We start from the raw sequence: 23,322 nt of genomic DNA on the forward strand, positions 1-23,322 counted from the left end.
CAATGTCATCAGCGCGTATGTTAAAGATAAATTTTCCGGGTAAGCTCGTTTTTGGAAATGGAGTGCTTACTCAGCTTGCAGAAGATATTGTTGCACAAGGCTGTCGAACAGTCCTTATTATGACGATCAAACCTCTGCTTGGAGCGCTGAGGGATTTTTTTGTCCATTTGGAGGGTGAAGGTGTCAGGCTGCTCGTTGATACAGCAATCGAGCAGGAACCGTCATTCGCTGATTTTAAAACTATTTTGGAGCAGTATAGAACCGCGCAGCCTGATACCGTTATCGGCATCGGTGGCGGGAGCGTTCTGGATGTCGCCAAACTGGTTGCAGCGCAACTCAACAACAACCAATCGCTGGAAGAAATTGTGGGCAATGGTTTGCTGCACGGAAGATCGATTCGGTTAATCTGTGCCCCAAGTACTGCAGGAACAGGAAGTGAGGTTTCTCCAAACGCCATTTTGGTGGATGATGATAATCAGAAGAAAGGCATTATCAGCCCATTTTTGGTGCCTGATGCGGTGTATGTCGATCCCTTGTTGACGCTCGGTGTGCCGCCTGCCATCACAGCGGCAACGGGCCTTGATGCGTTAACACACTGCCTAGAGGCCTATACCAATAAGTTCTCGCAGCCATTTATTGACATGTATGCTATCGAAGGGATGCGCCTTATCTCGGCTAATTTGGTCGAGGCGGTGAAAAACGGAGAAAATGAGCAGGCACGCAGCGAAGTGGCCATGGGAAGTATGTTGGGCGGCTTTTGCTTAGGGCCTGTTAACACGGCTGCCGTACATGCATTATCTTACCCTTTAGGAAGCCTGTTTCACTTGCCGCATGGGCTTTCCAATGCGCTTTTATTGCCTTACATCATGGAGTTTAACTACACGGCAGCACCAAAGAAATATGCTGAGGTTGCTATCGCACTGGGCTGCTCTCGGCAGGATAGCGATGAAGAAACGGCGAGGGGCGGTATTGCTAAGGCGCGGGAGCTTATCCGGGACTGTGGTATTCCTGCTCGCCTGCGCGATGTCAATATCCCTCGAGAAGCTATTCCACAGATGGCCGAAGATGCCTTGAAAATAACTAGACTACTAATTAATAATCCCAGAGAGGTAACTCTTCAGGATGCTATAACCCTATACCATGCGGCCTATTAACATGAAAGAAGAATTGAAAAGCAAAGAAACGATCGTTCCGGTCGTTGCGCCCTTGAGAGAAGACCTTAGTCTGGATCAAGATGCCGTGGCGCGTATATTTAGTTATCTGTATGCCAATGGCGCCATCCCATTTATTTTGGGGACAACAGGCGAATCGGCTTCCCTATCCAGCGCATTTAGGGAGGAATACCTGCAGGTAGCGGTGGCCAATAAGCCGGTGGAGAAAAAGCTTTACGTTGGTATATCATCCAATATCTTGGACGATTCGATTGCTTTTGCAACCTTGGCCAATAGTTTGGGTGTGGAAGACGTTGCGGCAACCTTGCCCACCTATTATAAACTTTCTGAGGCGCAAATGGAAAAATACTTCCTCGATTTGGCCGAAGCCATTCCAAATAACCTCATCGTATATAATATCCCCGCCACTACCCATATGTCTATTCCGCTGGATCTGCTGGATCGATTGAGTTATCATCCTAAGATCGTCGCCGTAAAGGACTCGGAACGTAGTATGGATCGTTTGGATCAATCGCTTCTTCTTTGGAAAGATAGAACCGATTTCAAACATTATATGGGATGGGCAGGAGCCTGTGCCTATGCCTTGTTGCATGGGAGTGACGGGATCATTCCGAGCTCGGGAAACTTTGCTCCGTCCATTTATGCTGAGATGTGTAGCGCAGTCGACAATCAGGACACCGAGCGCGTTGGCCGTCTGCAAAAACAATCGGATGAGCTTGGTGCTTTGTACCAAAGTAATAAATCGCTGGGTGAATCGCTATGGGCATTAAAGGTGCTGATGAAGCAATTGGGGCTTTGTGAACCTTTTATGATGCCGCCTTTATATGCTCTGGGGCAGCAAGAAGAGGAGGCGCTCATCCATGCCTTTCAAGTGCTGATAACAAAGGAGAATATTAAACTAAACTTCGTGAATCATGTATAAACCTATCGTCGGTATTACCATGGGCGATCCGGCCAGTATAGGCCCTGAAATCGCGCTAAAGGCTTTGTTGGACACTCGTGTGCAAGATATTTGCCGACCTATTTTGGTGGGCGATGCAGCGGTATTTGAACAGATAGCGGCACAACTGCAAATACCATTGGCTATCCATCGGATCGATAAAGTCGCTGATGCTCAATTTGCTAGCGGCGCATCCGATGTGTTTGATCTTAAAAATACAGACCTGTCTAAAGTGACCTTCGGCGAGATTTCCGCAGAAGCCGGCGCAGCTTCCTTTGAGTCGGTGACCAAAGTAATCGAACTGGCACTGGCGGGCAGCATCGACGCGACCGTAACCGGTCCGATCAATAAGAAATCCATCAACGAAGCGGGGCATCATTTTGCGGGGCACACCGAAATCTACGCGCACTATACCAGCACCAAGAAATATGCCATGTTGCTGGTCGAAGACAACATGAAGGTGATCCATGTATCCACCCATGTATCCTTGCGGCAAGCCTGTGATCTGGTGAAGAAAGAGCGTATCCTAGAGGTCGTTGATCTGCTTCAGCAAGGCTTGATCAGCTTGGGCGAAAGCAACCTCAAGATCGGTATTGCCGGTTTAAACCCACATGCCGGGGACTCGGGACTGTTTGGCACCGAAGATGACGAAGAAATCTTGCCAGCAGTGCTCGAAGCCCGGGATCGGGGTTTTGATGTCGATGGGCCCGTGCCAGCGGATACGCTTTTTTCCAAGGCAGCTACCGGCCACTATGGCGGTATTGTGGCGATGTACCATGACCAAGGACACATCCCCTTTAAGCTGACAGGCTTTAAATGGAATGCCGAGAAAAAGCAGATGGATAGCGTCAAAGGGGTAAACATCACGATGGGGCTACCTATTATCCGAACTTCGGTCGATCACGGAACCGCCTTTGAAATTGCAGGCAAAGGTGTGGCCAGCCCAGATGCGATGGTTTTAGCGATTGAATCAGCCGTGCAATTGGCGTTGAACAAATCATAAAAATGGGAATAGGATCAATATTGGTTATTGCAGATGATCTGACTGGAGCCGCCGAAATTGCAGGCATCGCCCTGCGCTACGGTCTTTCCAGCCAAATTGTACATCAACTCGTACATCCCGCTACGGCAGATGTTCTAGTGCTCAACAGCAATTCCAGATCCTTGAAGATCGACGAGGCCCTTGCTCACTTGGCACGTTTGTTCCCGATCGAAAACACGCAACAGTGGGATTGGGTATACCTCAAATTTGATTCCGCGCTGCGGGGGCATATCAAGCAAGAGCTGTCCTTTTTCCACAAGCATTTTCAGGCAGCATATCAATTCTTTTGTCCGGTCAATTTACACTTGGATCGGGTCGTGCATGGCGATCAATATTGGGTTGCTGGCAAACCTATTGCCCAGACCGCTTTTGCGCAAGATCCGGAGTTTCCAGTGCATTCCAGTCAACTGCTGGATGTGGTTGGGAGAGATCACTGGACGATCTTGCCAGCAGCCGCGGCTTGGACACCGACGATTAAACGTGCTGTACCTGCCGTTGCCAGCTGGGAAGAGCTGCACGAATGGGCATCACATATACCTCAAAAGGCATTATGCGCTGGGGCGGCAGCCTTTTTTGAGGCCTTATTGCGGCAGCGTAATACCGGCGCATCGATAGCGTCAGAACCTGCGTTTGCACGTCAAAAACCGATGCTGTATGTCTGCGGCTCCAATCATGAGCAAAGTGTTACACGAATAAGCAAACTAGCGACCGAAAATATAATATATTGGGAGCAACGTGGAGGCGAAAGGGAAGTCGCCGAAAAACTACGTACGCTATTAAAAAGGAATCAAGTCGCTGTCTTTGCCGTAGGGCTTGGCGTTACCGAGCCAGCTCAGGTAATCCGCAATAGTATGGCTCTCTCCGTAGGTATGTTGCGAGGGGATTTTATGCCCAAAGAGCTCATTCTTGAAGGAGGAGCAACCGCGAATGCTGTGCTGGAAGCACTACAAATTAACGTTCTTCTGCCCTTAAAGGAATATGCCCCCGGACTGATCCGTAGCCACGTTCCCCATCGGGAACTGGCGATTACGATGAAGCCGGGCAGCTATCCTTGGACGGAGGAATTATGGGCTTTTGGCCCAACAACGTAAACCGAATGAATGATGAATAAACCTATTTTAAGTGTTTTTGATTATGGTATTATTGTGGCAGTCTTGCTGGTCACCCTGTATTTCGGGCTTAGATATGCAAAAAATCAAAAATCTACCGAAGCTTACTTTTCAGCAAAAGGACGGGTGCCGTCTTGGGCAATCGGCATGTCGCTCTTAGCGACACTGATCAGTAGTGTTACCTTCTTGGGGTATCCTGCAGAGGGCTATGCGCACAATTGGATACTTTTGGTGCAAGGTCTTATGGTACCAATTGTCCTATTGGGGACGGTGTGGTTTATTGTGCCGCTTTACCGCAAGGTTATAGGATTGAGCACCTATGAATATTTTGAAAAGCGTTTTGGAAATTTCTCTCGGTATTACAGCTCGATAGCATTCGTGCTAAGGCAATTTTCGGGTATGGGCACGGTACTTTACCTGCTTGCGGTGGCCTTGTCCAGCATGACCGAAATAAATACCTATTGGATTATCATCGTTGTCGGATTGATTATCGTGACGGTCAATCTTTTGGGAGGAATTGAAGCTGTGATATGGCTCGACGTATTTCAGGGTTTTATGCTGTTCGCCAGTGGTATTCTCTGCCTTTTAGTCATTATTTTCTCGGTGCAGGGCGGTTTGCCGGAAGTATGGCGTGTGGCCTCCGAAAACGGTCGAACCGGATTTGGCCCATATGATCTCGATTTTACGAGGCTTACCTTCGTGGTGATGGCCATTAACGGGATGTTCTACGCCATACAGAAGTATGGAACAGACCAAACCGTGATTCAGCGTTATCTCACCGCTCGGTCGGATAAATCAGCTATTCGGGCCTCCTTGATGGGTATTTTGCTAACTGTACCAGTTTGGTCGCTTTTTATGTTTATTGGTACAGCGCTCTTCGTCTATTACCGGCAGCAACCACTTCCCGAAGGAATCGGCCCCAACAGTGTTTTTCCATACTTTATTATGAGTCAGCTGCCTGTTGGTGTGGTGGGCTTTATTTTGGCGGCTATGGTGTCCGCGGCCATCTGTAGCTTAAGTGCCGACTTAAATTCACTGGCTGCCGTGGGCATTGAAGATTATTATAAAAAATTACGCCCTAATCGCGTAGACAACGAATATCTGAAAGCGAGCCGTTCGATGGTAGCCCTGGCTGGATTGATTTCAATGGGTATTGGATTTATTTATGTGGAGTTGGGCAGCGAAAGTATCTTGGGCATCATCTTCACGTTGTACGCTATCTTTTCGGGAGGGATTGTCGGGATCTTCTTGCTCGGTGTGTTTTCTACACGTGCAAATGCGCAGGGCGTTAATATCGCGATTTTTGTCTGCATCCTCTTTACAGCGTATGCCTTCTTGACCAGTACCGAGATCGAAATCGGCGGGCAGAAAATGATCTTGCTTGATCTAGGCAGCTTCAACTTCACGCACAACAAATTGATGTTGGGTGTTTATAGCCATCTCATCGTGATTTTCATCGGCTACTTTGCCAGCCTATTTTATCCAAAGCCCGATCTAGACCCCAACCTGTACTTTCACGGTTGGCGGGCAAACCGCAAATTAGCCAAGAAAGGAGGCATAGACCATGTTTAGAACGTTTTTCATAGTCACAATATTAAGTGTTTTGTTTATGCAAAGCAGGGCGCAGAGCTCGGACGACCAATACCGCAAACCACTAAAAGAAGTGTTGGGATTGCTCGAGCAGCATTATGGTGTTACGATTAAATACCAGGAAGAGCAGGTTGCAGGTAAATACCTAAACTATGCCCGCTGGCGTTTTCGCCCTGATGTGGATGAAACCTTAAAAAATGTATTAGCCCCGCTCGATCTGAAGGTCAATAAGGAAGGCGAGAAGAAATATAAACTCAAAGAATACGAATACTACCGTTGGGAGGTGAAAGACGGCTGGGATTATTTAGACCAACTGGCAGCACAATATCACGATAGGGCAAGCTGGGAGAAAAGGAAAGCGGCCATTCGCCCAGATTTGTTTACGGCTCTAAAACTGTCGCCATTGCCGGCATCGCCGGGTTCGAAGGCTATTTTGTCCAAAAAGAGGGAATTTACGGGTTATACGGTTCAGAATTTTGCACTGGAAATTCTTCCCGGTGTTTACGTCAATGGCTCCATCTACCGGCCATTAAAGCCAAAGAAGAGTAGCGCGCTTGTTTTAAGTCCAGACGGACATTGGGCCGATCATCGCTATCGCAAGGATGCGCAGGTTCGCTGTGCTATGCTGGCTAAATTGGGCGCAGTAGCGGTCAGCTATGACCTTTTCGCTTGGGGCGAATCGCTCTTGCAATTTAAAGCTGACGACCACCGGCGAAGTTTATCGATCACCGTGCAGACGCTTGGCGCGATTCGCATATTGGATTATATGTTGGCGGGTCAGGGAATAGATAGCCAACGGGTGGCTATCTGCGGCGGTTCGGGCGGCGGAAGCCATACGGTCTTGATGACTGCATTAGACGATAGAATTACCTTGAGTATCCCTGTCGTTTCCCTCTCTTCTTATTTCTATGGTGGCTGTCCTTGTGAAAGTGGCCTTCCCATACATGCTAGTGCAGGTGGTACCAACAATGTGGAATTGGCGGCCATGGCTGCTCCGCGTCCGCAGTTGGTGATATCGGACGGGAAAGATTGGACAGCGCACATGCCCGAGCATGATTTCGGCTACCTGCAGACTATATACGGCTATTACGGGAAAGCGGCTGATGTGGCCAACGTACACTTGCCCGATGAAGGTCATGATTTCGGCTACTCCAAGCGGAAGCCGGTCTATGACTTTGTCGCGCGTTACTTCCAATTGAACTCGGAAGCTTTGAAAAATCAAAACGGTGAGTATGATGAATCAACCGTCACGATAGAAAATAAAGAAACACTTTATAGCTTTGGGGCTCAAGGTGAAAAGCTGCCTTCAAATGCCGTGCACGGCTACGAAGAACTGGAGAAACTGTTTAAAAGCAAATAGCATATGGATAGTAGTAGAAGACGTTTTATACAGCAGAATTTATGGATTGGTGGAGGCGTATTGTTCTCGACGAATCTATGGGCAAAGCAAGCTCTCAAACAACGCTACAAAATAGCGGTAATTGATCTCATGATTTTGAAACGGCAAAAACTTAGTGCCTTTGCGTTAAGCAGAGAAATAGGTGCCGATGGCTTGGAGGTCGATATGGGCGGGCTAGGCAATCGCGACACGTTTGAAAGCAAGCTGTCTGATCCGGCCACCCGTGAAGAATTTTTAAATAAATCCAAAGAAACAGGCGTAGAGATCTGCTCCTTGGCCATGACGGGGTTCTATGCGCAGTCCTTTGCCACGCGGCCTACTTATAAGCAAATGGTCGGCGATTGTTTGACAACCTGTCAGCAAATGGGCGTGAAGGTCGCCTTTCTGCCACTGGGTGTGCAAGGAGATTTGCGTCAACACCCCGAGTTACGTCCAGCGATTGTAGAGCGGTTGAAGGTTGTGGGCGAGATGGCCAAAAAGGCCGGTGTGATTGTCGGGATCGAAACGGCGCTCGATGCGCAGGGTGAGGTTGCGCTGCTGAAAGATATCGGCTCGAAGCATATCCAAATCTACTTCAACTTTTCCAACCCCTTAAAGGAAGGTCGTGATTTGATCAGTGAATTGAAAATTTTGGGTAGAAAGCGCATCTGCCAAATTCATTGCACCGATGAAGATGGTGTATGGTTGGAAAATAACAAGCGCTTGAATATGCCGCAGGTAAAACAAACTTTGGATAAGATGGGTTGGAAAGGCTGGCTGGTCATCGAACGTTCGCGGGATGCCAGTCTATCGCCCCGGATGGTAAAAGAAAATTTTGGCGCGAATACGCGTTACATGAAACGTATTTTTCAATGAGGATAGTTCAGGCTATAGGTTTCTTGCTATTGCTAGCGCTATTATACGGGTGTAAATCAGTTCCTTTGGAAAGGCAACTGGATAGTAGCCTGCGCAAAGCGGATCAGGTGGGGGCAGATCAGCTTCCTGTAGCCATTGAGCCGGTGCATTCGCCATTTTTTAAACACAGTTTTGCACGGCCGATATTTCCCGACCGACGAGATACCGTACTCGCGGGAGCCCAGGATATCCAACTGAAAATAGATCAGCTTGCAGCGATGGGGGGAGGTGTATTGGTACTCCAAATGGGACATCATCACTCCGGCCGAATCCAGTTAAAAAGTAATATTAATCTACATTTGGAGAAAGGTGCTATTTTGGAATTTAAATCAGAAATAGCAGATTTCCTGCCCGTGGTCTTTACGCGCAACGAAGGGGTGGAGCTGTATAGTTTGGGCGCTTGTATTTACGCGAATGGCGCTAAAAATATTGCGATTACCGGAAGCGGAAAACTGATAGGACCTGGAGCAGGAACGATGCGCGAGAAAACGATGACACATGATGTCATCGAAAATATTGTAGATAGCAAAACGCCGGTCGAAAATCGGATTTACGATGGTAAGACGGCAGACTTTATCTTTCCGCCGGCCTTGATCGCCCCGATAAACTGTCAAGATGTATGGATCGAAGGACTGCATTTGGAGCGTTCTGCATTTTGGAATGTGGTGCCTACTTATTGTGAGCGTGTGGTGATTCGCGGCTTGACGATACAATCGGTAGGTATACAGCGGGGCGACGGTATCGATATCGAGTCGTCCAAAAATGTGTTAGTAGAATACTGTACACTTCATACGGGGGATGACTGCATCGCGATAAAAGCTGGTCGGGGTTACGACGGGTTGCGCGTAAACCGACCGTCGGAGAATATTGTCGTGCGCTATTGTCTTTCCGCAGAGGGACATGGCGGTTTCACCATCGGCAGCGAAACAGCAGGGATGGTCAAGCAGGTTTACGTACACGATTGTGTGTTTACTGGCACGGATGTGGGCATTCGTTTTAAAACGCGAAGACCGCGTGGGGGCGGCGGTGAAAAAATCCGCTTCGAAAATATCCGGATGGATGTGCAGCACTCGGCCCTGCGCTGGGATATGCTAGGGCAAGCCTTGCATGTGGGGCAACAGGCGAGCCGGGATTTCAAGGTCGAGAAAAATGCATTGACACCCCGTTTCTCTACCATCGAACTGAAAAATATATACATCGGATCATCCAGCGACTGCATCAAAGTCGAGGGTATCCCGGAGTCTCCCCTCGAGCACGTTCGCTTCGAACGCATCTTTGGCCGGGGAACACGCTATCTTTCCCTGAAAGATGCGCAAAACATGCTCATCAACGACAGCGAATTTATTTGTGAGATGCCGGAGGTGGATAGCTTAGGCGTTGCTGAACTCAAACAAAAAAATGTAACCGTAGTAAACCCTAAATAAGCGCATGAAAACGAATCGAAAATTTGCGAGAGAGGACATCCTGCGGAGTAAAAAAATTATTGTCTTTATGACACTATTTAATGTGCTGTTGCTGCACGCCTACGCCGCTAGTACTAAACTAACTGTGCATAAGGTCTTGATAGCCGGAAGAGAAAACCCGCTGGGAATCAATACCCTTGCGCCCTCTTTTAGTTGGCAGCTCTTAAGCGATGGCCACGATGTACAACAGCAAGCCTACAAAATAGAAGTCAGTAGACAGCGTCATATCGCTGGGGGGAGTAAGCTGCTGTGGGATTCCGGATGGATTACCTCAGCGCAATCCCTGCATATACCCTATGCAGGAGCTGCATTGGCCGCAGGTAGTACCTATTACGTTCGTCTGCATGTGCAAGACAACCAAGGGAATACTGCGGTTAGTGCGATCCAATCTTTTCACACGGGATTGTTGCAGCCTTCGGATTGGGGTACAGCAAAATGGATTGCTAAGGAAATTTTGCCTGATTCGCTGATCAATCCACTGCCGCTCAGCTCCAGTAAACTGCGTATCGATAAGACCTACGACCTGCCCGTTTTTCGGAAAAATGTGCGCCTCAACCGTAAAGTAACATTTTCCATGGCCTACATCTCCGGACTAGGCCATTATGAGCTGTTGCTGAACGACAAACCAGTGGATGATGCCCTGCTGCAACCCGGATGGACGAAATATGACAAAGAAGCTTACTACGTGGTGTATGACCTTACCCCGCAATGGAAAAAAGGGAAGAATACCTTGGCTGTATTGCTGGGCAATGGCTTTTACTATATTCCACCGATCAAGGGGCGCTTTCAGAAACATAAAGTAGCCTTCGGCCTGCCAAAACTGAAAATCAAAATTGTCAATACCTATGACGATGGCCAGCAAGAAACCATTGTGAGCGACGAAAGCTGGAAAGTAGCGTCTTCGCCAATAACATTTTCCAGCATGTATGGCGGTGAAGATTACGATGCATCGAAATTGCCTGCTTCTTGGAGCCAGCCGAATTTTGATGATAGAAAATGGAACAATGCCCTGCTCGTGGATGGACCAGCACTTACGGCACAGGAAACGGATCCGGTCCGCGTAATGCAGGAATTTACTGGCCAGAAGTTACAAAGTAGATCCGACGAACGAAGTGAGGTTTATGATTTTGGCCAAAATGCCGCTGGAATTATCTCCTTAAAAATGAAAGGTAAGCCCGGAGATACCGTTAGGGTTTATCCCGCCGAGTTGTTAAACGAAAACGGCCTACCCAACCAAAAACATTCGGGCAGCCCCTATTACTTCCAATATATCTTTGGTGCAGAGGGCGAAGTGACCTGGCATCCGCGTTTTACCTATTACGGCTTTCGCTACGCACAAGTGCAAAAACGATCGAAAGCGCCAAATAGCCTCCAAATTCTAGACGTCAAGGCACGGCATATTCGGAATAGCGCTCGGCAGATCGGGACTTTCCACAGTTCCGATAGCTTATTCAACGAAATTCATCGGTTGATTGATTGGGCCATTAAGAGCAACATGATGAGTGTGTTTACCGACTGCCCACATCGCGAAAAATTAGGCTGGCTGGAACAGTTGCACCTCATGGGGCCATCGGTGCAGTACAACTATGACGTGGCACGTCTGTTCAAGAAGTCGCTGCGTGACATGCGATTCTCGCAGACCGAGGATGGCTTGGTACCTGAAATTGCGCCGGAATATGTACAGTTTGACTGGGGAGGCGACATGTTTCGGGACTCGCCCGAATGGGGATCGAGTGCAGTACTGCTTGCTTGGTATGCCTACCAATGGTATGGCGATAAGACCTTCCTTACGGAAAATTACCCCATGATGAAGCGCTACATCACGTACCTACAATCCAAAGCCAAGGGAAACATCCTCTATCAAGGTTTAGGCGACTGGTATGACCTTGGACCAGAAAGGCCGGGAGTGTCTCAGTTGACGCCTGCGGGAATTACGGCCACGGCCATATACTACGATGATTTAAAGGTTTTGGCAAACATCGCGACAATAGTGGGCGATGAGGAAGGTAAGTTGCTGTACGATTCGTTGAAAACCAAGGTGTATGACGCTTTTCAGCAAGCTTTCTTCCATGCCGATTCAGCAAGCTATGGCTCTGGCAGCCAGACCTCCTTGGCCATGCCCTTATACAGCGGCTTGGTCGATAGCAATCAGATTATGTCGGTTTTTGAGAACCTCGTTGCCGATATCGCGAAGCGGGATACGGCTTTTACCGCGGGTGATATTGGTCACCGCTATCTGCTTCAGGTACTTCAGCAGCAGCAGCGCGACGACCTGATTTTCGCGATGCACCGTGATGATAGCCGGCCGGGCTATGGTTACCAAATACGCAAGGGAGCTACTGCACTCACTGAATCTTGGGCCGCGCTGCCCAATGTCTCCAACAACCATTTTATGCTGGGGCACCTCATGGAATGGTTTCATGCCGGCTTGGGCGGACTGAGGCAAGAGCCAACTTCAATTGCTTACAGGCATATACGCATAGCACCACGCCTACTGGATCGCATAGCACAATGCCACTTAGATTTCGAAAGCCCATATGGAAAGATTTCGGTACATCGAAACGGCAATGATTATCAGCTGGCCATTCCGGTGAACAGCTTTTGTACGCTCTTATTGCCAGCCGATGTCGCATACAGCGTCAACGGATCGGCCATCGAAAAGTTTAAGACGAAGAGTACGCCAAAAGGGCTGGAACTTAGCTTGGGATCTGGCGTCTATCAGGTCACCAGCACAGCACTTTATACCCACAAAGAAGTTAAAAGAAAATAAGATGAAGAGCACACTAATACTCCTTGGCTTGTTGGCTGTCGCTCGGTTGTCGAGCGCGCAAAAGACCATCGTGTCGCAGGAAGAGATGCAGGCCATCTATCAAGAAGTAAAGACTCCCCATAAATACGGACTTGTCTTGACACCCGATAAGAAGACAGATCTTATGGACTGCCCCAGTATTTACAAAGACGGTAAAACATGGTATATGACCTACATCGTGTTTGACGGGCAGGGGTATGAAACCTGGTTGGCCGAAAGTAGCGATCTATTGACTTGGAAAATCCTGGGAAAGCAAATGTCAAAGCAAGATGATGGAAAATGGGATGCAAAGCAACGGGCGGGTTACAATGCCCTGATCGATACCCAGTGGGGCGGAAGCTACAAGCTTCACCGATTCAACAGAAAATATTGGATGTCCTATTTCGGCGGTTCAACAGCTGGCTACGAGCCTGAACCCTTGTCCATAGGCATGGCCTTCAATACCAAAAAGCCTACCAAACCGATGGAATGGCAACGGCTGAACGAACCTGTATTAGGAGATACTGATACCGATGTGCGCTGGTGGGAAAATAGGCATAAGCTATTTAAAAGCTATGTCATCGAAGATACGGAACGGAATACCGGCCATCGCTTTATCATGTATTACAATGCGGTTGGCGATTCTCTGGCGAATAACAAGCCTACCCGCTGGTATGAACGTATCGGGATGGCTGTTTCGGACGATATGATCAACTGGTCACGTTATGGCAAAGATCCGGTGGTGCACCATCCGGTGGGGATTACGGGAGACCCGATGATTCAGAAAATCAACGATACTTGGGTGATGTTCTATTTTGGTGCGTTTTGGAAGGATCGAAACGGTGCGTTCAACCGCTTTGCGGCATCGAAAGACTTAATTCACTGGACCGATTGGGAAGGAGAAAACCTCGTGGAATCTTCCGAAAGCTTCGATAAGCAGTATGCCCATAAATCTTTTGTGCTGAAGCATGAAAGTACTGTTTACCACTATTACTGTGCGGTGGATAGCGCAGGAAACCGCGGTATAGCCCTCGCTACGTCCAAGGATTTAGGCAAGAGCAAGCTGCAATTCAAGAACTAGGTTTAGCAATAGATAATATGATCATGACTCGAATTTTATATATTTTTCTTTTCTTTTTGCTGTCGACAGCATCTTTTGGGCAAAACCAGCGGCAGATAAGCTTTAATGAGGGCTGGACTTTCAGCCTTGCCGATGAATTGCAGTTTCGCCGCGAGGCCTACAACGATAGCAAATGGGAGCAGGTGAGCCTTCCGCACGATTGGAGTATTCTTTCCGATTTTGGGTCGCAATTTCCGGCTGGCAATGCTGGGGGCGCATTGCCCGGTGGCGTGGGCTGGTACCGTAAAAGCTTTCAAGTAGCGGCAAAAGACAAAGGACAACACATCACCATCCATTTTGGTGGCGCCTATCGCTATACCGAAGTGTGGATAAACGGACAATACCTAGGCAAGCACAGCAATGGTTACCTTTCGTTCTCCCATGATTTATCGCCCTATCTCTACTATGGCGGGAAGACGAACGTTATCGCTGTACGGGTAGACAATAGTCAACAGCCCAATTCACGCTGGTACTCGGGTTCTGGTATCTACCGTGATGTTTATTTACGTTATCAACAGCAAACCCATTTTTTGCCCGAAGAGACCTTTGTGAGCACGCCTACTGTTTCTACCAAAAAGGCAACAGTACGCGTACAGGCGCAGGTGCATAACCCGGGGAATAAAAAATTGCAGGTCGAGCTACGCCTACTGGATGCAACGGGAAAACCTGTGGCTACCGGTAAAGTAGACCTTCGAACGGACGAAATAGATCACACGTTGACGCTTGATAAGCCCCAATTATGGGATGTGGATTCGCCACAACTGTACAGTTTGCACATGCTACTGCGCGATATGCAGGGCAACGAGCTTAATGCGCAGACACAACCTGTCGGAATCCGCAGCATCGCTTTTGATGTAGAAAAAGGCTTTTACCTGAATGGAAAGCCGCTCAAGATCCTGGGCGTATGCCTGCACCACGACCTCGGCGCGCTCGGCGCAGCCTTTAATAAATCGGCGGCCAAGCGACAGCTGTTGACGATGAAAGAAATGGGAGTTAATGCCATCCGCACAGCGCATAATCCGCCAGCAACAGAAGTATTGGATCTGTGTGACGAACTAGGAATCTTGGTTTACAATGAAGCCTATGACATGTGGCAAAAAAGAAAGAATAAGTTTGATTACCACTTGGATTTTAAGGAGCACCATCTTACGGATCTCGCTGCTTTTGTGAAACGCGATCGTAATCATCCATCGGTGTTCATGTGGAGCATCGGAAACGAAATTCGGGAGCAGTTTGACAGCACGGGTACAGTGCTGACTAAGGAGATGGCCAACTTCGTTAGGGAGCTGGACAATACACGCCCAGTGACTGCGGCGCTAACAGAAACCAACTATGAAAAGAATTTTATTGCACAGGCCGAAGCGCTCGATGTACTGGGGTTCAACTACAAGTTTGAGGATTACGACAAACTGCCAAAAGAATTTAAAAACGTGCCCTTGATCGCGTCGGAAACGACATCGGGCCTACAAACACGTGGCGTATACGATGCATTGCACGACACGATTCAGTTTTGGCCGGCATCCAGCAAAGATAAATTTGTGACCAATGGCAAAGCCGATTTCACGGTCTCGGCCTATGACAATGTCGCCGCCTATTGGGGAACGTCTCATGAGCGCGCCTGGCTGGAAGTGAAGAAACGCGATTTCCTAGCAGGTATTTTCGTATGGACTGGATTTGACTATTTAGGAGAGCCGGTGCCTTATCCCTACCCAGCACGTAGTTCCTACTACGGCATCGTGGATCTAGCGGGTTTCCCAAAAGATGTGTATTACATGTACCAATCGGAATGGACAGATAAAGAAGTGCTGCACCTGCTACCCCATTGGAACTGGAAATCGGGCGATATAGTCGACGTATGGGCCTACTACAATAACGCCGATGAGGTGGAGCTTTTCCTGAATGGCAAAAGCCTAGGGAAATCATCTAAAACGGACGACCGTCTGCATGCTTTGTGGCGGGTGCCTTTTGCCGTTGGTGAAATTAAAGTTGTCAAGTATCGTGATGGACGGGCTGTACAAGAGGAGGTCAGGCGCACGGCAGGGGCAGCGGCTAAACTTCAAACACGCGTCATACATGAGGATTTCGAAACCGGCGATGCAAGAGATCTTTATTTTGTCGAGGTACAGCTTATCGACGACAAGGGGGAAGCTGTTGTGCACGAGGATATCGAAATTTCTTTCCACGGCAATGCAGGCGTTGATGTCTTAGGAACAGATAATGGTTTTCAGGCAGATTTGCACGGGCTCAGCAGCCCAACGCGGAAAACATTTAAAGGAAAAGCACTGGCTATTGTTCGCGTGAGGGACGCGGCAACCGCAAAAACATTGCTTGTCAAATCCAAGCTGGGGGAATTGGCGCTCTCTTTAGAAAAAAATAAATAAACAGAATTAGCTAATAATTATAAATCGAATTGGTATTATGTTGAAAAAAGTAAAACGGAAATCTGTTGGATTACCTCGGCCGACCTTGCGCCACTCCGGCGGATGGGGAGCTTGGGTACTGCTGTTAGGATTGCAGCCTGCCACCGTGGCCGCTGAACCTTTGACGACCGCACACTCGCTGATGACTATGCAACAGCAACAAGAGCTTACAGGCAAAGTGGTGGATGAAAATGGGCAGCCAATAGCCGGCGTAACGGTCTCTTTGGTTAATGCCGTGGTATCTGCTGCGACAGATGAACAAGGGATGTTCACCCTGCGGTTGACCAATGCACAAGGGCAACTATTGTTTTCTGCGGTGGGCTATAAAGAGCAGACAGTAGATGTGCAGATTGGCCAGAACTTGGATGTCGTGATGCGGCGAGACGATCAAGCATTGGACGAAGTCGTCGTGATCGGTTTTGGAACGGTGAAAAAAAGAGACCTAACCGGTTCAGTGACCTCCGTTAAACCGGAAGATATTGTCCGGTCGCCGGCATCGAATGCTTTGGAGTCCATACAGGGACAGGTTCCTGGATTGGATATCACCCGATCGTCGGGAAGTGCCACATCGGGCGTCAACCTCACTATCCGCGGAAAAAGGTCCTTGTCTAGCGCGCCTGGTGCAAACAGCCCGCTTGTGATTATCGATGGGATGCAAGGCGGAAATATCAGCGATATCCATCCACAAGATATTGCATCGATGGAGATATTAAAAGATGCTTCATCTACCGCTATATACGGTTCGCAAGGTGCGAATGGTGTGATCATCGTTACCACAAAGCGAGGCCGCGAGGGACGTCCTGTGGTAAATTACAATGCTTATGTGGGAGCTAATGGCTGGGCGCAGTATCCCGAAATGCGGACGGGCGACGATTACATTGCCTTACGCCGCGAAGCAGCAAAAACAGCTGGTCAGTGGAGTAGCCCCGCCGATGATCAAACCTTGTTTACCGTAGGAGAATGGGCTGCTTTACAGCAAAATCAATGGGTCAATTGGAAAGACCAAGTCTTCCACACAGGAATGGTACAAAACCATCAGCTCTCGATCAGCGGCGGCAATGCGAGCACCAAAGGACTGCTTTCCGGTGGATATTATCGCGAGCTAGGTTCTTTTAAGAATGACGCACTCGATAAGTTTAATCTACGACTCAATGTAGATCAGAATTTAGGGTCTATCGTCAAGGTGGGAACATCCTCGCAGATTACCCATTATGATGGAAACGAACGGGCGAACAATGTACTGTGGCGAGCGGCAACAAACGTGCCGCTGGGCGTACCCTACGATGAACAGGGCGCTGTTGTCCTCTGGCCTTTAGGTAGAGAGGGCAAGGTAAGCCCGTTGGCCGATGAAGCAGATGAATTTACAGCACAACACCGGATAGCCAATACCCATATCATAACCAACGGTTTTGCGGAAATTAAACCTTTCGCTGGCTTTTCTTTCCGGTCCAATCTCGGAGTTAATCTGTCATATAGCAAAAATAGGGATTTTGAAAGTGAAAGTTCTATCGACCGTGCAGGCGAATTTCCCAATTCCATTGCGAGCATCGAAAGTCAAGATCGAAGCTTTATCAACTGGGACAACATTATCAATTATAGTGTTGATTTGGGCAGACACGGAATCAATTTAACGGCACTTACCTCTTGGACGCAGTCAAAACTAAGTACTTCATACATGGAGGGAACGGGGCAGTTGGTTCCGCAACAGCTATGGCATAACATCGGCGCAAACGACAAGGATTCTTACGTGATTCGCTCGGGCTATATCCAAAGTCAAACGCTATCTTATGCCCTTCGAGCAAATTACTCCTACCAAGGACGTTATCTATTAACCGTTTCCAACCGATGGGATGGTGCCTCTCGACTGTCGAAGGAAAACAAATGGGCATCTTTCCCTTCCGTAGCTGCAGGCTGGCGGCTGAGTGATGAGCGTTGGTTTAACTGGAAACCGGTGAACGATTTGAAGATTCGGGCTACCTACGGGCAAACCGGAAATTCGGGCATCAGCGAATACGGAACGCAGTCGGGTGTAACCGGACATACCAACGCGGCTTTTCAAGATCAAGGATTTGTCTATTATGTCTACAATACCTTGATAGGTAATGAGGACCTTGGCTGGGAGCGCTCAGCATCGTGGAACATCGGTTTGGATGCACAGTTTTTCAATAGTCGGATCAATCTTACTGCCGATTTCTACGATACCAAGACAACCGATATTTTGTTGCCGCGTACGTTGCCGACATCAATGGGATCAGGAAACAATACTCCGTTTCAGATCTATCAAAATATTGGAAGCAGCAATAACCGCGGATTGGAGATTATCCTGAATACCAGGAACCTGACGGGCGCATTTCAATGGAGCACCGACTTTACCTTTGGTACAAATAGAGAGAAAATTGTGGATTTGATTGATGGACGCGATATCATTGGTACCCGCAGCCGGGAAACCGAAAGTTTGCTGATTGGCCGACCGCTGCAATCGTTTTACACCTTTAAGCGGCTGGGGGTCTGGCAAGCAGACGAAGCTGAAGAAGCCGCGCGCTATTTCAAAGATGCGGAGAAAACACAGCCTTTCAAACCGGGCGATATCAAGCTGGCAGATCTGAACGGCGACTTTGTGATCGATGATGTTAATGACGTAACTTATATCGGTACGACATCGCCACGTTGGACCTTAGGTTTCAATAATACCTTTTCCTATAAAAACTTCGACCTGAATGTATATGCGATTGCTCGTTGGGGCCAAATGATGGATTACGAATTATCAGGTGCTTTCGATCCGCAAGGCAGAGGAAATCAGGCGGCTTATCTCAACTATTGGACGCCCGAAAATCCCAGCAACGATTTTCCGCAACCCAGTATGACTAATTTCTACAACTACCTAGGGTATCAAACCTATAGCTATGTGGATGGATCGTATATAAAGCTGAAGACGGTAACCCTAGGTTATCGCGTACCCAAAGCTACGCTGGATAAGCTCAAGATGAATACCGTTCGTTTTTATTTAACAGGTAACAATCTGTTTTCTTGGGCGAAGAGCGATTTGGTGCAGAATTACGACGCAGAACGCGGGGGGTCGGCAAAAAGTCCGCTGTTGCGACAATTTGTTTTTGGTGTTAACCTAGATTTTTAAACGATGAAAAGTATTATAAAATATATAGTAGGACTGGGGTTGATCAATATGTTCAATGCCTGCAGTTTGGAAGAATATAATCCTGGAGGTACAACGGCCGATGTGGTTTTTTCTACAGAAGACGGTATCAACGCATTGGTCAACTCGGCCTATGTGTATTATGGTGCCCAATTTTATGGACGTGAAGATATGTTGATGCTAACTGAAGGCGGAACCGATCTTTGGATAAATATCGCCAATTCCGGATACGGTCGGCAGATGACGAAATACGACGGACTCAATTCGACGGTCGGTCAGATACGCAATACGTGGAACAGATTATATGAAATCGTTAACTACTGCAACGCGGGTTTGGAACGTATTGAAGCAATCCCTTTTGCGAATGAAGAAGAGAAGCGGTCTCGCTTGGGCGAGCTGTCTTTTTTGCGGGCATATGCCTATTGGCACCTTGTAGAGCAGTACGGTGCGGTGGATTTAAGGACGTCGGAAACAAAAACTGCGTTGCTAACGGCAGAACGATCACCTGAAGGGGCTTTTTACGATTTAATGTTGGCCGATTTGGATGTGGCGATTGCCAACCTACCCGTTACCCCTATCCCTGCCGCGGACATTGGGCGAGCAACCCTGAAGGCGGCCTACGGACTTAAAGCGCGTGTGGCGCTCACCCGCGTGGCCTATGAAACTTCGCAATCAGAAAAAGACCGATACTATGGCGTAGCTTCGGAAGCGGCGCAATATGTGATTGATAATCAGGCTGCTTTGCAGACGTCACTATACACGACACCCGAAGAAGTCTTTCGGCCGGCAAACAACAAAAACAATCGGGAGGCTTTGTTTACCATCACACATTCCACGGTAAACTCGCTGAATCCGCAACCGAACAATCCCAATAGGTTACATATCTGGTTCAAAGCTAAATATTCCGCGAAAGCGGGCATGGTACGTGACCTGGAATATGGTGCCGATCGCAACTCCAACTCGGGTGGTATGTGCTTTATGCCAACGCGCCATTTGTTGGAATTGTACAACGAAGATATCGATCGCCGTTACGAAGATTGGTTCCGTGAAAAATATTACCTCAATGTCAATCAATATAGTTGGACGGCCGATGATCTGGCCGCATTCGAAAAGCCGGCTAGCTTGGTTGGGTCTTCCTTGTCTCGGGGCGATCTAGCGCTGTGGTTTACTAAGAAAAAGGTGAATACCGAGAAGCGTAACCTGCCTTACGCTTTGGTGGATATCGATGATACCTACAATGGCGCTAGAGTGAGTAGCAATGCCCGCTTCAATGTCCATTTCCCGGCGCTGAAGAAATATGATGACCCCAACCTACCGGAAGCTGGCTCGCAGGTGGGCTCAAAGGATGTGATCGTCATGCGATTAGCCGAAATGTACCTGATCGCGGCGGAAGCGGAAGCGATGCGGTCGGGAGGCGATAAAGTCAAAGCGGCAGAGCTTGTTAATGTCTTGCGCCGGCGGGCATCACAACCGGGACGCGAAGTAGATATGTTGATCGCGCAGGATGATCTTAACCTCGATTTTATTTTGGAAGAAAGAGGCCGTGAGCTCTGCGGCGAACATATCCGTTGGTTTGATCTCAAACGAACCGGCAAGCTCTACAATTATGTGCAGCAGTATAACCCCGATATTACGTTGGTGCAACCTTATCATGTGAATAGGCCTATACCGCAACAATTTTTAGATGCAATCACAAATCCGGGAGAATTTGGACAGAATGATGGGTATTAAAACAAGGATGTTGTTAGCCGCATTGATCGGCATATTCGCCTTTTTCGAAAGCGTAAAGGCTGGCGATATCTTTGTCATGCCGCACGCACGCGAACAGGCAGATGGCAGTCAAGAGCATCCATTCGGAAGTGTTGAAGCCGCTTTGCGCGAGGCGCGCGAGTGGCGTAGGCTCAAGGATCCGCGCATAGCTGGCGGTATAACCATTTGGGTCAGCGACGGTTTGTATAGACCGTCGCAACCCATCTTGATCCGACCAGAAGATAGCGGTACGGCCGACAGCCCAACGCGGATCAAAGCGGCGGGCAAAAACGCGGTATTTTCGGGTGGCGTATCTGTCAATGGGTGGAAACCTGCAGACAAATTGCCTGGCGTGCCCGCGCAGCTAGCTAAAAAGCTGTTTGTCGTGGATGCGCCACGGTCGGGGGGGAGGCATTTTGCCTTTCGGCAGATGTGGGTAAACGATAAAAAGGCTGTGCGCGCAGAAAGCCATAACGACAGAGAACTACCGCGGATAGTAAATTGGGATTTTAATAGGGGGACAGCCACCATCCCCAATGTATTTCCGCAATTTAAGGTACAACCTGGCATGGAGTTTTTTATCCATCAGTGGTGGGCTATTGCCCAGTTACGCATTCAAGATGCGAAAGTCTTTCGCGACAGTATTGTTCTTTCGTTTCAAGAGCCAGAGCGGCAATTGCAGAATGAGCATCCTTGGCCAAAACCTTGGTTGTCCAAGGAACATGGCAATTCTGCGTTCCGTTTGGTCAATGCGCTACAGTTTTTAGATGAGCCCGGCGAATGGTTTCTAGACGAAGATAGCCATAAGCTGTACTACTATCCCCGGGAGGGCGAGGATATGCAGGCGGCAACGGTGGTCGTGCCATACTTGGAAACCCTTCTTCAGGTAAACGGTACTTTGGAACAGCCGGTTGCCCATGTCGAGATTGATGGTTTGCAATTTCAGCACAGCACTTGGCTTCGACCACATACACACGGGCATGTAGCTTTGCAGGCGGGTATGTATTTTGTCGATGCCTACAAGCTAAAAAAACCGGGTACAGCAGATAAAGCCGGCCTCGAAAATCAAGCTTGGTTAGGTCGGCCGGCGGCGGCCGTACTGCTCAAAAATACGCAACATACAAGCCTTGTGAATTGTGTATTTCAACATCTGGCAGCTACGGGTGTGGATTATCAGGAAGGGAACTTTCAAGATACGGTACAGGGCAATCTCTTTCAGGATATCGCGGGCTCGGGCCTCCTGCTTGGAACCTTCTCCGATCAAGAGATGGAAGCGCACTTGCCCTTGATTGCGAGCGATGAGCGACGGCTAACGGATGGTACCTACGTCGCCAATAATGTGGTGCAAGGGGTGGGCAACGAAGACTGGGGAACGGTGGGTATCGGCGCCGGGTTTGTGCGCAATGTACAGATTGTCCATAACGAATTGCTTGATCTACCCTACAGCGGCATCAGCCTTGGTTGGGGCTGGACACCGACGGTGAACAGCATGAAAAATAATCGCGTGCAACACAACCTCATCACGCGATATGGTCGTTTCATGTACGATGTGGCGGGCATCTACACTTTATCAGCGCAGCCCGGAACAAAGATTCAGTATAACGTGATCGACAGTATCTATGTCTCGCCCTATGCGCATATTCCTGATCATTGGTTTTACCTCTACACCGATGAGGGGTCAGCCTACATGACCGTGTCCGACAACTGGTTTCCTTCCAACAAAATCTTGCAAAACGCAAATGGCCCCAGTGTCGAATGGAAAAATAACGGCCCGCAGGTGGATCAGGAGTTGGTAAGCGATGCCGGTCTGCAACCAGCCTATCAGCACTTAAATCAAGCGAAGCATCTGGTAGAAGACGATGCACATTTTAACGCCTACGTGCCCTTTACAAAACCTGTTTTCTTTCAGATCTATGATCCACAGCAGCGTGTTAAGCCTGCTGATGTAGAAGCCTTTTTTGCCCGGCAAGGTGCCGCTACGTCCAGGCTGTTTCGTTGGAAAAACTATACTGTACTGCAAACGACGGATGAGCTTGGTAAAAAACTGGCTGGCGCTTGGTTAGCCAATTACCCCGAGGTGGAGTACAAGGTTTTCAACAACCTATTTTACAGCTTCGATAGGACGCGTTGCGCTGTTGGCGAGGCCGCAAAAGAAACGGATTATGTGCTGTTAACCGCGCAACTCGTAGACGATAAAGCGAAACAGGAAGCCTACCTGAAAGCACATGAAGAACAATATCTGCAGTGGCCCGAAGTGGCCAAGGGCTTTTGTCGAGCTGGCTTTGAGGAAGTATTGCTCTACCGCAACGATCGCCAATTGATGCTGTACATCTCCTTTCCGAAAGGCAAAAAATTTGAAGAGATAGATCCCTTAACGGCAAAGGATAATCCACGCGTGGATGAATGGAACAAACTGATGGGCAGCTATCAACAGGGGATTGAGGGAACGGCAGCTAATGAAACTTGGATTTTTTATAAGAAATAA

The 23,322-nt window shown here is 48.5% G+C and carries 14 protein-coding genes; all 14 read left to right on the plus strand.

The genetic code is table 11. The features are described from left to right. The first annotated feature begins 17 nt into the window (after positions 1–17). The 14 genes from IE165_RS16670 to IE165_RS16735 are packed head-to-tail and all read left to right on the plus strand — an operon-like array spanning position 18 to position 23,322. On the plus strand, positions 18–1,154 hold the full coding sequence (locus IE165_RS16670; RefSeq protein WP_229826609.1) for an iron-containing alcohol dehydrogenase: 1,137 nt from the start codon (positions 18–20) through the stop codon (positions 1,152–1,154). 1 nt (position 1,155) lies between these two features. Continuing rightward, positions 1,156–2,094, plus strand: a complete 939-nt coding sequence (locus tag IE165_RS16675) for a dihydrodipicolinate synthase family protein (RefSeq protein WP_189627787.1) — start codon at positions 1,156–1,158, stop codon at positions 2,092–2,094. Next, positions 2,087–3,115 carry a 4-hydroxythreonine-4-phosphate dehydrogenase PdxA gene (pdxA, locus tag IE165_RS16680; protein ID WP_189627788.1) on the plus strand — a complete coding sequence of 343 codons (1,029 nt, stop codon included), beginning with the start codon at positions 2,087–2,089 and terminating at the stop codon, positions 3,113–3,115. The genes IE165_RS16675 and pdxA overlap by 8 nt, the downstream gene beginning before the upstream one ends. 2 nt (positions 3,116–3,117) lie before the next feature. Continuing rightward, positions 3,118–4,245, plus strand: a complete 1,128-nt coding sequence (locus IE165_RS16685; protein WP_189627789.1) for a four-carbon acid sugar kinase family protein — start codon at positions 3,118–3,120, stop codon at positions 4,243–4,245. A 9-nt stretch (positions 4,246–4,254) separates the two neighbouring features. Next, positions 4,255–5,835 (plus strand): sodium:solute symporter family protein, encoded by a 1,581-nt coding sequence (locus IE165_RS16690; protein ID WP_229826610.1) that lies wholly within the window; start codon positions 4,255–4,257, stop codon positions 5,833–5,835. Positions 5,836–5,872: 37 nt separating this feature from the next. Continuing rightward, positions 5,873–7,213, plus strand: a complete 1,341-nt coding sequence (locus IE165_RS16695) for a DUF4974 domain-containing protein (protein ID WP_229826611.1) — start codon at positions 5,873–5,875, stop codon at positions 7,211–7,213. 3 nt (positions 7,214–7,216) lie between these two features. Then, positions 7,217–8,107 (plus strand): sugar phosphate isomerase/epimerase family protein, encoded by an 891-nt coding sequence (locus tag IE165_RS16700; RefSeq protein ID WP_189627791.1) that lies wholly within the window; start codon positions 7,217–7,219, stop codon positions 8,105–8,107. Continuing rightward, positions 8,104–9,570, plus strand: coding sequence for a glycoside hydrolase family 28 protein (locus IE165_RS16705; RefSeq protein WP_189627792.1), 1,467 nt, complete (start codon positions 8,104–8,106; stop codon positions 9,568–9,570). Before IE165_RS16700 ends, IE165_RS16705 begins: the two co-directional genes overlap by 4 nt. A 4-nt stretch (positions 9,571–9,574) precedes the next feature. Then, positions 9,575–12,379: an alpha-L-rhamnosidase gene (locus tag IE165_RS16710; protein WP_189627793.1), complete on the plus strand. Its 2,805-nt coding sequence runs from the start codon at positions 9,575–9,577 to the stop codon at positions 12,377–12,379. Further along, positions 12,327–13,478 carry a glycoside hydrolase family protein gene (locus tag IE165_RS16715; protein ID WP_229826623.1) on the plus strand — a complete coding sequence of 384 codons (1,152 nt, stop codon included), beginning with the start codon at positions 12,327–12,329 and terminating at the stop codon, positions 13,476–13,478. The genes IE165_RS16710 and IE165_RS16715 overlap by 53 nt, the downstream gene beginning before the upstream one ends. Before the next feature lie 23 nt (positions 13,479–13,501). Next, complete coding sequence (locus IE165_RS16720) at positions 13,502–15,898, plus strand: glycoside hydrolase family 2 TIM barrel-domain containing protein (protein ID WP_189627794.1); 2,397 nt, start codon at positions 13,502–13,504, stop codon at positions 15,896–15,898. Between the two features lie 37 nt (positions 15,899–15,935). After that, on the plus strand, positions 15,936–19,070 hold the full coding sequence (locus IE165_RS16725; protein ID WP_189627795.1) for a SusC/RagA family TonB-linked outer membrane protein: 3,135 nt from the start codon (positions 15,936–15,938) through the stop codon (positions 19,068–19,070). Between the two features lie 3 nt (positions 19,071–19,073). Next, positions 19,074–20,819 carry a RagB/SusD family nutrient uptake outer membrane protein gene (locus IE165_RS16730; RefSeq protein WP_189627796.1) on the plus strand — a complete coding sequence of 582 codons (1,746 nt, stop codon included), beginning with the start codon at positions 19,074–19,076 and terminating at the stop codon, positions 20,817–20,819. After that, on the plus strand, positions 20,773–23,322 hold the full coding sequence (locus tag IE165_RS16735) for an L-rhamnose mutarotase (protein WP_189627797.1): 2,550 nt from the start codon (positions 20,773–20,775) through the stop codon (positions 23,320–23,322). The genes IE165_RS16730 and IE165_RS16735 overlap by 47 nt, the downstream gene beginning before the upstream one ends.

The organism is Sphingobacterium griseoflavum, from assembly GCF_014653155.1.
In the GTDB taxonomy this organism is placed as follows: Bacteria; Bacteroidota; Bacteroidia; order Sphingobacteriales; family Sphingobacteriaceae; genus Sphingobacterium; species Sphingobacterium griseoflavum.